The following is a 12,295-nucleotide window of genomic DNA, read 5'->3' as shown; positions in this document are numbered from 1 at the left end:
TTGACGGGATACGGTATATCATTAACTGCGCACGGCGGGTACCGCGGGGGGACGGAAGTAGGATGGGAAGTTTTGCGGGTCGTATCTCTCTGGGGATTGCCATCATTCTCGCCCCCAGCGGCGCCGCGGGGCAAGAGGCGAGCGTGCCTCAAGACGGTGATGTCCTCGTTACAGGCCAGCGGCAGGCCTATCGAGGGCTCGTGCCGGTGGCAGACATTCCGCAGTCCATCACGCTCCTGAACGAGGAGCGCTTGGAGGAGGCGCAGATTACGCGGCTCGCCGATGCGCTGGACCTCTCTTCCTCGGTCGCCCGGCAGAACAATTTCGGCGGGCTCTGGGAGAGCTTCGCGATCCGCGGGCTGGTCGGCGACGAGAACAACCCCAGCGGCTATCTCGTCAACGGCTTCAACGCCGGGCGTGGTTTCGCCGGGCCGCGCGACGTCTCGGGCATCGAGCGGATCGAGATTCTGAAGGGCCCCAACGCGGCCCTGTTCGGTCGCGGCGAGCCGGGCGGCAGCATCAATCTCGTGACCAAGCGGCCGACGGATACGCTCGCCGGCAAGCTTGAAGGGACATATGGCAGTTTCGCCTTCCGCCGGGTCGAGGCTGACGTGAACCTGCCCGCGACGGGTTTCGCAGCGGTGCGACTGGTCGGCTTCTACGAGGCGGCGGACAGTTTTCGAGACACCATCAAGTCCAAGCGCTACGGCATATTCCCCTCCGTTTCGTTTCGCTTCGGACCGAACACCAGCCTGGTCTACGAACTGGAGGCGACCCGACAGGAAATCCCGCTCGACCGGGGCGTCTTCGCGCTCGGCGACAATCTGAAGCTGATCCCGAGGAACCGGTTCCTCGGTGAACCCAATCTGGGGCCGAACAAGGCGATGGCGTTGGGGCACCAGGTTTCGCTCCAGCACGATTTCTCCGCGGACTGGAGCCTGCTGGTGGGCGTCGGCTTGCGCGATACCGAGCTCAAGGGGACCTCTGCAGATGCTGAACTCGCGGCCTCGCGTCAGCGTCTCTTCGTGGACGGCCGCACTTTGACGCGCGAGGTGCGATACCGCGACTATGACGGCAACCACCGCGTCTATCGTGCCGAGCTTAGCGGCCGCTTCGAGGGGCCGCTGGGTCTGCACCGCGTGATCGTCGGCGCGGACCGTGACGAATTCGACACCGACTTGCTGGTCCGCGGCTATCGTGCGCCGTTGCTGTCGACCAATCCCACTGCTCAGCAGGGCTTCGAGATCGATATCTTCGATCCCGTCTATGGCCGCTATCCCACGCCGACGCTGAACCCGATCAACGATCGGACGATCGAGCAAAGATCCTGGGGCGCCTATGTCCAAGATCAGATCCGGATCGGCGAACGCCTCGAGATACGGGTCGGCGCACGTTACGATGCGTTCAAGCAGTCGATCACCAATCGCCTGAACGGGACGGTCGCCCGCCAGTCGGAATCGCGCATCAGCCCCCAGGCCGGCATGGTCTGGCATGTCGCTGAACCCCTCAGCCTCTACGCTGCCTATGGCGAGGGCTTCCGCCCGAACACGGGCGCCAGCGTGTCTGGTGACACGTTCGATCCGGAGACATCGCGCTCCATCGAGCTCGGCGCCAAGCTGAGCGTAGCGGGGCTGACGGGAACGGCTTCGCTGTTCAGGCTGACCAAAGGCAATATCCTGACGAGCGACATCGCCAATCCCGGCTTCTCGATCGCAGTCGGCGAGGCGCGGAGCCAGGGCTTCGAGTTCGAGCTGGCGGGGCGCTTGCCTGGGGCGATCGACGGGCTGTTCTCATATACCTATCTCGACGCGGAGGTCGTTTCGGGCACGCGCAACGCCAACGGAGTCGCGATCAGCCCCGGCGACCGATTGCTCAATGTGCCCAAGCACACGCTCAGCGCCCAGATGTCGCGCCGCTTCAACGTCGCTGAGCGCGACCTGAAGATCGGCGTTGCGGCCCTGCATGTGAGCTCTCGCCTTGGCGAGGTGGGAACGACGTTTGAGCTTCCCGCCTACACCACCGTGCGTCTGTTCGGATCCTATGCGCTGACCGACAAGGTCGAAGCATCCGTGGTCGTCAGCAACCTCTTCGACGAAACCTATTTCGTCAATTCCTATGCCCGGCTGTGGGTTCTGCCGGGGGCGCCCCGCACTGCGCTCGCCACCTTGAAGCTGCGGCTTTGACGAAGGCGCGAGTGAGCAGCCCTTTTCCAGCGAACCTGATTTGGAGATCATGATGCCGCAAGATCAAGCGTCCGTCCTGCTGCAGGATGTGTCCCTCGCTTATGGCGCGCAGGAGGTTCTGCGCGGCCTCACGCTTTCCGTTCCGGCGGGCAGCATTACCGCGCTGCTCGGCGGCAATGGCGCAGGCAAGTCGACCACGCTTGCAGCGCTGCTCGGCTTCGTGCGGGCGCAATCGGGCACGATCCTTGTGTGCGGCGTCGATCCCGGGAGCGATCCGGATGGCGCGCGCCGTCGCATCGCCTATCTGCCCGAAAATGTTGCGCTTTATGAGCATCTGAGCGCCACGGAAAATGCCGAATATTTGCTCGCGCTTTCGGGCGAGCAGCATGCGCGGCGCGACATCACCGAGGCGTTCGCAGCGGCGGGTCTGCAGGAGGAAGCGTGGGATCAGCGGCTCGGTGGCTTCTCGAAGGGTATGCGACAGAAGGTGGCGATCGCGGTCGCGCTGCTGCGCCGGGTGCCGGTGCTGTTGCTCGACGAGCCCACGTCCGGCCTCGATCCGCGGGCGACTGCGGACTTCAACGCGCTGGTTGCGCAGGTGCGCGATCGCGGCACCGCGGTGCTGATGGTGACGCATGACTTGCTCTCCGCCGCCGACGTAGCCGACCGGATCGCTTTTCTCGAGAACGGGCGTGTCACCGATGAGGTCGCGGCCAGCGGTCCCGAACGGTTCGATGTGCGTGCGCTTCATGCCCGCTTCCAGGTCGGCGGGGAGCCGCTGGCAGCATGAGCGCGACCCGCCTTATCGCGCGCGACGAGCTTCGTCTGATGACGCGCAACCGTGTCGCCATGATCGCGTTCGTTCTGCTCGTGCTGCTGACGCTGGTTGCCGTGGCCAGTAGCTGGTCGCACCAGCGCGGCATCGCTGAGTTGCGCGCCCGGCATGCGCATGCAGCGGACGCGGCGTTCGACGCTCAGCCGGACCGGCATCCCCATCGCGTGGTCCATTACGGCACCTTCATCTTCCGGCCGCTGGGGCCGCTTGCGGCGTTCGATCCCGGCGTCGATGCCTTCACCGGAAACAGTATGTTCCTGGAAGGGCACCGGCAGAACACGGCCAACTTCGGCGACGTTCGGCAGAGTTCCCTGCTGGTCCGCTTCGGCCAACTGACTCCGGCCTTCGTGCTGCAGGTGGTGGCACCGCTGCTGCTGATCTTCCTCGGCTATGGCGCGCTCGCGCGGGAGACCGAGCGCGGAACGCTGCGCCTCCTGATGCTGCAGGGAGTGGGGCGCGGGCAGGTGGTTCGCGGCAAGCTCGTAGCGCTGGGCGCGGTGGCAATGCTGGCCGGCTTGCCGGCGATGATCGGCTTCGTGCTCATTGCCGGCCAGCCCGGCGCGCTCGCATTGCCGATGCTGACCATCGCGACTGGCTATTTCGCCTATCTGGCATTGTGGGTGGTCGTGATCCTGCTCGTGTCGGCACTGGTCCGTCGCAGCCGCGATGCGCTGCTCGCGCTGGTGGCGCTGTGGGCCGTCGTGGTGGTGCTTCTGCCACGCGCCGCGCCCGACGTGGCCAATGCGGCAATCCCGCTCCAGAACCGGCTACAGACCGACATCGCGATCGCCCGCGACTTGAGGAAGATGGGCGACAGCCACAATCCGGACGATCCGCACTTCGCGGAATTCAAGCAATCGGTGCTCGACCGCTACGGCGTCACGCGGGTCGAGGACCTGCCCGTCAACTACAAGGGCATCCTTGGCCTGGAAGGCGAGCGGATGACGTCCGAGCTGTTCGACCGTTACGCCGGCGAGAGCTACGCGGCGCAGGAGCGGCAGAACTCAGTGGTCGAAACGGCGGGCCTGCTCAGTCCAGCCATTGCGATCCGGTCGCTTTCGATGGCCGCGGCAGGCACCGACTTCTCCGGGCACCGGCGGTTTCTCGAACAAGCTGAAGCTTATCGCTACGACCTGGTTCAGCGGCTCAACAAGCTGCAGGCGGACAATGTCAGCTATGCGGACGATACCGCGCAGGATGCCGGTGCCGACCGCCGCAAGCGTGTTGAGGCCCGCAACTGGACTGCGATGCCGGACTTCGCGTTCAAAGCGCCGCGGGGTGCCGACCTCGCGCGGGGCGCCTTGCCGAGCCTCACGATCATTCTGGCCTGGCTGGCTGCGGCAGCCCTGCTGCTCCTGATCGCCACCCGTCGCCTGGGAGCCCGCCGATGACCCTTATTGCCCACGAACTCCGCCTGCTGTTCCGGCAGCGGCTCAGCGTCGTCGCGCTCGCGTTACTCGGCCTGCTCTCGATAGCTGCACTGGCGGCAGGGATGACCGAGGTGGCGCGTCAGCGCGCCGCGATTGCCGCCATCCCAGCCGCTCAGGCGGAGGACATCAATGCGATCGCCGCCTGGGTCGACAAGTCCAAGGACGCCGGCAGCGCTGCCTATTACAGTTTCCATCCGACCTGGGACGCGCCTGCGCCGCTCGCCTTCGCGGCGCTGGGCATGCGCGACGTCTCGCCCTACATCCTGCGCGTCCGCGCGCTGGGTCTGGAGGCACAGATCTACGACGGCGATACCTTCAATCCCGAGCTGGCGCTGCCGGGCCGATTCGACTTCGCCTTCGTGCTGGTGTTCCTGGCGCCGCTGTTCGTCATCGCGCTGTTCCACGATCTCGTATCAGGCGAGCGCGAGGCGGGACGACAGCGTGCGCTCGAGGCGCTGCCTAAAGGAGGTCGGGCGCTGTGGCGTCGCAGGACGCTGCTTCGCTTCGCGCTGCTCTGGCTGGTACTCGGTGTGCCCTTCGTGTTCGCGGCCGCGATGGAGGGCGTCGCTGCGAGCACGATGGTGATCGTGCTGGCGATGATCGCCGCCTATCTCCTGTTCTGGATCGGGCTCGCCGTTCTGGTGGGGCGGCTGCGCTGGAGTTCGGTCGCCAACGCGGCGACACTGGCAGCGGCCTGGCTGGTGCTGGTGCTCATCGTCCCAACGCTTGCCAACGTCGCGATCAACCAGGCGATCCCGGTGAACCAGGGTGCCGAAATCGCGCTCGCTCAGCGCGAGGCAGTGAACCGCGCCTGGGATATTCCGCGCAACGATACGATGCGGCGCTTCTACGCCAAGCATCCCGAATGGGCCGATTCAGCGCCGCTCGGCCACGCGTTCCACTATAAATGGTATCTCGCCTTCCACCAGAATGGCGACGAGAGCGTGGCAGAGCAGGTCCGTGCGTATCGCGAAGGTCTCGAGGCGCGCGATGCCGCCGGCCGGGCGTTTGGCTGGGTGCTGCCCTCGGTTGGCGTGCAGGCGCTGCTCACGCGGCTCGCCGACACCGATCTGTCGGGGCAACTCGCCTACCAGGATTGCATTCGCGCGTTCCACAAGCGCATCCGGACCTTCTACTACGGCTATCTCTTCCGCGATCGCCCCTTCGGGAAGGCGGATTTTGCCCTTGCGCCGAAATTCGCGGACACGCTCTGCGCCGAAGCGCGGAGGGGAGGGACCTGATGTGCGGCTGAGCTACGCGGTCTTTGCTTCCTGCGGCGCGATCGCGATCGCCGCGCCTGCCGTGGCCCAACGCGCGAATGACAATGCGGTGACGGAGGCCGAGGACGCGTTCGGATCGTCGGTCGGCAACGAGAGCATTGGGCTTTACTCGCCAAGCCAGGTCCGCGGCTTCTCGCCAGTGACCGCCGGCAATGTGCGGCTCGAAGGCGTCTATATCGACCGCCAGGGCGTGATCTCGCAGCGCCTGGTGGAGGGCTCGACCATTCGCGTCGGTCTGAGCGCGCAGGGCTACCCGTTTCCGGCGCCGACCGGCATCGTCGACTATCGCCTGCGCCCCGTTGGCGACAAGCGGCTGGTGAGTGTTCTGGCGGGAAGCCTCGCCTATGGCGCGCCGTCGATCGAAGTTGATGCGCAATTGCCGATTCTTGGGCGGCAGCTTGGCGTCGCCCTGAGCGCCTCCTATGCGCATGAGGAATATTATGACGGATCGGATGCGCACTATAGCCGCTTCGCCGTCATCCCGCGCTGGCGTCCGAGCGACGGTGTCGAGATCATCCCTTTCTGGTCGATGTCGATCGGCAGAGACGAGCAGGTCGCGCCGACCATCATCGCGGCCGGCGCCTTCGAGCCGCCGCCGGCGCCACGACGACGCTATTTCGGCCAGAAATGGGCCATCCGGGACAGCCGCAGCATCAACGTCGGCACGATTCTCAAGGCGCGGATCGGCGAGAGCTGGGCAGTTTCGGGGGGTGTCTTCCGCTCCTCGGCCGAGAACCTGCAGAACTTCGCCGAGCTGTTCGTCGGCACCACCGGCGACGGCATCACGACCGAACAGGTCATCGCGGATCCTGGACAGCGTTATGCTTCGACAAGCGGCGAGCTTCGGGTAAGCCGGAGCTTCAGAGAAGGTCCCCGGCTCCACACGCTGCACGCATCGGTGCGCGCACGCCAGCTCGACAGCCGCTATGGCGGTGGCGCGGCGGCGCTGGATTTCGGCCCGCGGCGGCTCGGCGATCCGGTGCCGGTGGCCGAGCCCGCATCGTTCCTGTTTGGGGAGCAGACGCAGGACCGGGTGCGGCAAGCGACCTTCGGTGTCGCCTACGAAGGGCGCTGGCGCAACGTCGGTGAGCTCAGCCTCGGCGTGCAACGAACCGACTATCGCAAGACCGTCGATCTGTCCGGCGCAGCGCCGAATGCCGAGCGACGCGACCGGCCATGGCTGTTCAATGTCGCCGCGGCAGGCTTTCTCTCGGACGGAATCGCGCTCTATGTCGGCTATACGCGCGGCCTCGAGGAGAGCGGGATCGCGCCGATCAACGCCGCCAACCGCAACGAGGCGCTGCCGGCGATCCGGACGAGCCAGGCCGACGCAGGCATTCGCTGGACGCTCAACAAGCGGATGAAGCTGGTCGCTGGGGTATTCGACGTCCGCAAGCCGTACTTCAACACCGACGAAGCCAACATCTTCGCCATCCTTGGCGACGTCCGGCATAAGGGGGCGGAAATCAGCCTGGCGGGAAGTCCGATCGACAGTGTCAGCCTGATCGCGGGCGCAGTGCTCATGCGGCCGCGCGTGACCGGGCAAGGGGTTGAGTTGGGCCGCGTCGGCGAGATCCCGCTCAACCAGCCGGCGCGTGTGCTGCGTGCCAATGCCGAATGGCGACCCGGCTTCTTACCAGGTTTTTCCATCGACGGCGCGATCGCGAACTTCGGTCGCCGCGCCGCCTCGCGCGACAATTTGGTGTTCGTGCCGGGCTACACGCTGATCGATCTGGGTCTGCGCTACCGGTTCAAGATCGGCACTGCGCCTGCGACGCTGCGCTTCCAAGTCGCCAACGTGACGAACACCTTCGCGTGGAACATCGTCGGCAGCAATAGTTACGGGCTGACCGACAAGCGACGGGCCCTGCTCTTCCTGGCGGCCGACTTCTAGGCATGAACCTATAAATGGGATTCTCCGCCACCGCGCGGAAGGCTGTGCTCGAATGCATCGACGTGCTGATAGTGCTTACCGTGTGAATAGTGCGTTGGTGCCATTCAGAGGATCGCCGGCACAAACGTAGTTCCGTGCTCTAATACCAAGGAGCCGCCGCGCAGGGTCAGCGTTTGCGCAGCGTCACGCTGTCGAGCGGTTCGCCGGTGGCGGTATAGGCGCGGTAGCTGAGCTGGGTCGGGGTGACGTCGATCACCTGATAGCTTTGCGTGCGCGATGCGGTCTTGCGCGCCCAGTCGAGCTTGCCGACCTCATACATTTTCGGCCCGGCGACCGCGACGACATAGGTGGAGCCGCGATCGTCCGCCGCCGGTCCGTGCGGGCCGACCGCGCCGCGTGCATAGCCATGGTCGTGCCCCTGCAGCACCAGATCGACCTTATACTTGTCGATCAGCGGCTTGAGCGCAGTGCGCACCTTGGGATTGTCGCGATCGGGATCGCTCGAAAAGAGCGGGAAGTGGAGGAAGATCACCGTCCAGCGATTGGGATTGCGCGCGAGCAGCCCGTCGAGCCAGGCGATGGTCGCCGCGCGCCCCGCCTCGTTGCGGTCGAGTTGCGGTGCATCGACCGATATGAGCCGCAATCCCTGATAATCGGTGTACCAGTTGGTCTCCGTCCCCTCCGGCACCGCCGTCGGACCATTGTCGGGCAGGGTGAACTGACGCCGCCACTGACCGGTCAGCGACGATCCGGCGCGCGCGGCGGGATCCTTTACATATTCATGATTGCCCGGCGTCGGCATTTGCGGTGTTTGGGCATAGAGGAACCCGCCAGCGGCGAACCATTCGCCCCATTCGCGGTCGGCGGCGTGGCGGTTGACCAGATCGCCGGCATGGATGACGAACGCCGCGTCGCCGGCCTGGCGGAATGCCATACGCAAGGTGCGCGACGCTTCCGCCAGGATCGCATTCTGCATGTCGCCCATATAGATGAAGCGGAACGGGCGCGGCGTCGCGGCGGCGGTGCGGAACTGGAACCATTCGGACCAGTTGCGGCCATCGCCGACGCGATAGGCATAGACGCTGTCCGGTTCCAGCCCGGTCATCACCGCCGAATGGTAGGCGGCGCGGAACCCGGCCTGTTCCTGCACGTCGAGCGTCGCGTCGTCAGTGGTCGCCGCGATCTGCTGCGGCGCCTTGACGAAATCCGGCCCGGCGGTGGCGCGGGCGAACTGGACCACCCCTGCCGATCCCGGGGCGCTGCGCCAGGTGACCGCCATTTCGGTCGCCGGGCGCGCGGTGAGGTTGAGGATGATGCGTTCGGGCGCGACGCTGGCCGGGGCCAGCGCCGGGGGCGCTTCCTGCGCTGCCGACAGGGTCGGCAGCGCAAGCGAACAGAGTGCGAGGGCGAGGATCGGTCGCATCGGATGCTCCATCACAGGATCAGGTTGATGCCGAGCGAGATCGTCCGGCCATTCTTGATATAGGCGCGGCTTGCCCCCTGGCTCGACGACACCGTCTGCCAATAGGTGTGCCCGTCGAGCAGGTTGCGGACCTGAAGCTGGACCGAGGATTTCTTGAGGAAGGTCCGGCGCAGCGTCAGGTCGATGAATTCATAGCCCTGCTGATAAGGGTCGTTGCCGAAATCCTGGATGCCCGACAGGATCTTGGACTGGTAATTCCAGGCGCCATAGATTTCCCAGCCCTTGCGCTCCCAGAACAGCTGGACATTGGCGATGGTTTCGGGCGTCTCCATCAGCGGCAGCTTGTACCCCGCGGGGTGCCAGGACAGGCCCGTTACGGCCTTGGACCGCTGAAGCGTCAGATTGCCGCCGATGCCGAGCGATCCGAACACGCCGGGCAGCCAGTGGAGCAACTGCTGCGCGTTGAGTTCGATGCCGTAGACCTCGGCCGACTTGCCGTTGTTGGGCATCGACACCAGGACACCGGTGGGATCGGTATTCTCGCCCGTGGTTCCGTCGCGGATGTTGCTGGAGGAGGAACGGAACAGGAAGTTCTCGATCTTCTTGTAGAACAGCCCCGCCGAATAGGCGCCGCCGCGACCGGCATAATGTTCGAATGAAATGTCGAAATTGGTCGATCGCAGCGGCTTCAGGTTGGGATTGCCCTGTTCGATGCCGATCAGCACCCATTGGTTGAGCGGGTTGACCACGCCGTCGCCATCGGGATCCTGATCATAGCTGTAATTGCGCGCCGAGCTCATCCGCGCGATGTCGGGCCGGGCAAAGCTGGTCCACAGCGCTCCGCGCAGCTTGGTCTTGCGGTCGAGGTCGTAGATGACATGGACCGAGGGCAGCCAGTTGACGAAGCTCGACCGGTCATTGGCAAAGCGGGTGCCGCGCACCGGATCGACATTCCACGCCTCGATCGTGTTGCGCGTCGCCTCCATCCGCACGCCGCCGATGACGCGGACATCGCCCAGCCGCGCGGTCGCCATGGCATAGCCGGAAATGACCCGCTCCTCGAAGCGGAAGCTATCCTCGTCCGACAAGGTGGCGTTGGCGGGATCGACCGCGAAGCCGTCGAACACCGAACTTTCGCCGCGCTCGGCGCGTTGCAGCTCGGCCAGCATCGCTTCATTTTCAATAGTGGTGCCCAGCCGGTACAGCCCCGAATAGGCGCCGCCGAACAGGCTGTTCACTTCAGGCCCGTGAAAAGCCGAGAAGCTGGCAAGCGTGCCATTGGCATTGAGATCTAGGAACGACCCTTGATAGGTGCGGCGGCGCGAATTGTAGAACTTGCCGCCCGCCTTGAGCGATTCGAGCAGCCCGGTTTCGGGGCGCCATTCGACGTTCATCTGCGCCTGCCACAGCTTTTCGCTGCTGCCGCCGACTTCGCCTTCCAGGCCACTGAACCCATATTCGGCAGGGTTTTGGATTGCCGCCATGCCCGCATCGTTCAGCAGCCATTTGGGGAAGCGGACATCCTCCGCACTGCTGAACAACACACCGCGATTGCCGAGCCAGCCATATTTGTCGCTGCGGAATTCCATCTCATAGCCGTCGTCGAGATTGTCCTCCGACTGCGAATAGGAGACGTCATAGTCGATGCGGACCGTGCCGAAGCGCGATACGCCGCCGACATTGGCCGAGGCCAGGCTGCCGGTTTCGTTCTTCGCCTCCCAGAAGCGGCGAAGGCGGAACCCCTGCGGATCCCAGGTACCCGAGCTGCCAAACAGGCTGTAAAAGGAGCGCGACGACCGGTCGGCGTCGGTGATGCGTCCGTCGCGGTCGCGATCGACGATCTGCGCGGTGGTGTAGCCGTAGATGCGCCCGAGCTTCGCGTCATAGCCCACGATAGTGGCATCGGGCTGGACCAGCGACCCGTCATCGGGATTCACCTGAACCAGCCGGGTGGAGTTGCGGCTGACGTCGTTGCGGAAGTTCAGGCGGTTGAGAAACTGCTTCTTGCGATATTGGTTATACTGCCCGCGCAGATGCAGGTCGTGATTGTCGGAGCGCAGGTCGGCGCTGCCGTTGACCCCCCAGCGGCGGACATCGGTTTCGCCCACGCCCAGATCCATGCCGCGCATCACGAAGCGGTTGGGGTCCCAGCCCAGCGTTTCGCTGTCGGCGTACCAGCGGTCGGGCTGGTTGTCGCCATCGACGCCATTCTGTTCGAACTGCGACTTGCGTCGGCTCCAGCTGGCGGCGACGAATATGCCGAAATTGTCGCTGAACTGGCGCGATGCCGCGCCCGAGATCTGGCCCGACAACGGATGATCGAACTTGTCGAGCAGCGACCCCTCGCCCGACAGGCGGAAATAGGTTGCTGCCTGATCGAACGCGGTGGGGGTCGAGATATCGATCGACCCGCCGAGCGCATCGCCGTCGCGATCGGGGGTCAATGACTTGAAGACGGTGATTTCCTTGATCCCGTCGGGCGGCAGAACGCTCAACCGTACGCCGCGATAGAAGACATCGTCACGCGATCCGGCGCCGCCCAACCGCACGCCGTTGATCGAATAGTTGTTGAGCTCGGTCGACAGGCCGCGCACCGTGACGCGATCGCCTTCGCCGGTCGTCGCATCGCGCACCGCGTTGACGCCGGGCATCCGCGCCAACGATTCGGCGACATTGTTTGCCGGCAGCTTGCCCATGTCATCGGCGCTGACCGTATCCGACACGACATCGGTCTTGCGCTTCTTGTCGAGCGAGCGCTGCACCGCCTCGATATAGCCGGTGATGATCACTTCATCCGGCGCCGCCTCCGCTACCGGGGCGGCGATCGGTGCGCTGGGCGCGCGTGCGGCGACCGCCGCCGCCGCGGGTGTGGGCGCGCGGCCCGGACGCAGCACGAAACCGCTGCCCTGGCGGACTGCCTCCAGCCCTGTGTCGTCGAGCATCCGCTTCAGCGCCTGTTCCGCCGACATCATGCCCTGGATCGGCCGGCTGCGGCGCCCGCGCAGCGCCTCGGGCGAGGCTGCGATCTGGATCGCGGTGGTGCGCGAGAAGGCGCGCACCGCGCTCGCCAGATCCTGTGCGGGAATCGCGAAGCTGAAGCTGCGTTCGGCCGCGCGCGCCGTCGTCGGCTGGACGATGCCCGCCGTGACCGCGCACGCCAGCGCCAGCGCCGACAGGCCGGCGCCGTTACGGAATTTCGAAAACATGAACCCCCCTTTGGTATTGCAACCGAGATGCCCGAGGGACGGAG

At 65.3% G+C, this 12,295-nt stretch carries 7 protein-coding genes; 5 read left to right on the top strand and 2 right to left on the bottom strand.

Annotated elements, in window-relative coordinates; genetic code table 11:
- Positions 1-143: 143 nt before the first annotated feature.
- From BDW16_RS02420 to BDW16_RS02400, 5 genes are read left to right on the top strand one after another with little or no spacing between them, the layout of a single operon-like run.
- Entirely contained in the window at positions 144-2,183 is a 2,040-nt protein-coding gene (locus BDW16_RS02420; RefSeq protein ID WP_241230525.1) for a TonB-dependent siderophore receptor, read from the top strand.
- 52 nt (positions 2,184-2,235) lie between these two features.
- Positions 2,236-2,973, top strand: coding sequence for an ABC transporter ATP-binding protein (locus BDW16_RS02415; RefSeq protein WP_066577422.1), 738 nt, complete (start codon positions 2,236-2,238; stop codon positions 2,971-2,973).
- Positions 2,970-4,409: an ABC transporter permease gene (locus tag BDW16_RS02410; RefSeq protein ID WP_066577247.1), complete on the top strand. Its 1,440-nt coding sequence runs from the start codon at positions 2,970-2,972 to the stop codon at positions 4,407-4,409. Before BDW16_RS02415 ends, BDW16_RS02410 begins: the two co-directional genes overlap by 4 nt.
- Positions 4,406-5,689 (top strand): DUF3526 domain-containing protein, encoded by a 1,284-nt coding sequence (locus BDW16_RS02405; RefSeq protein WP_066577244.1) that lies wholly within the window; start codon positions 4,406-4,408, stop codon positions 5,687-5,689. The genes BDW16_RS02410 and BDW16_RS02405 overlap by 4 nt, the downstream gene beginning before the upstream one ends.
- Before the next feature lies 1 nt (position 5,690).
- Entirely contained in the window at positions 5,691-7,622 is a 1,932-nt protein-coding gene (locus BDW16_RS02400) for a TonB-dependent receptor domain-containing protein (RefSeq protein ID WP_066577241.1), read from the top strand.
- 166 nt (positions 7,623-7,788) lie between these two features.
- Here BDW16_RS02400 and BDW16_RS02395 read toward each other — a convergent pair whose 3' ends face one another.
- Both BDW16_RS02395 and BDW16_RS02390 read right to left on the bottom strand, forming a co-directional pair.
- Entirely contained in the window at positions 7,789-9,045 is a 1,257-nt protein-coding gene (locus BDW16_RS02395) for a purple acid phosphatase family protein (RefSeq protein ID WP_198585758.1), read from the bottom strand.
- A gap of 11 nt (positions 9,046-9,056) precedes the next feature.
- Positions 9,057-12,251 carry a TonB-dependent receptor gene (locus BDW16_RS02390; protein WP_083954266.1) on the bottom strand — a complete coding sequence of 1,065 codons (3,195 nt, stop codon included), beginning with the start codon at positions 12,249-12,251 and terminating at the stop codon, positions 9,057-9,059.
- Between the last annotated feature and the right edge of the window lie 44 nt (positions 12,252-12,295).

This window comes from Sphingomonas koreensis (assembly GCF_002797435.1).
GTDB classification, from domain to species: Bacteria; Pseudomonadota; Alphaproteobacteria; order Sphingomonadales; family Sphingomonadaceae; genus Sphingomonas; species Sphingomonas koreensis.
Note: the sequence above shows the minus strand (reverse complement) of the source record. Positions and strands in the feature narration are given on the sequence as shown.

What these genes read in the sequence shown, in the direction of transcription:
- BDW16_RS02395 (WP_198585758.1), bottom strand. Translation starts at nt 9,045, where the DNA reads ATGCGACCGATCCTCGCCCTCGCACTCTGTTCGCTTGCGCTGCCGACC.
- BDW16_RS02390 (WP_083954266.1), bottom strand. Translation starts at nt 12,251, where the DNA reads ATGTTTTCGAAATTCCGTAACGGCGCCGGCCTGTCGGCGCTGGCGCTG.
- BDW16_RS02415 (WP_066577422.1), top strand. Translation starts at nt 2,236, where the DNA reads ATGCCGCAAGATCAAGCGTCCGTCCTGCTGCAGGATGTGTCCCTCGCT.
- BDW16_RS02405 (WP_066577244.1), top strand. Translation starts at nt 4,406, where the DNA reads ATGACCCTTATTGCCCACGAACTCCGCCTGCTGTTCCGGCAGCGGCTC.
- BDW16_RS02410 (WP_066577247.1), top strand. Translation starts at nt 2,970, where the DNA reads ATGAGCGCGACCCGCCTTATCGCGCGCGACGAGCTTCGTCTGATGACG.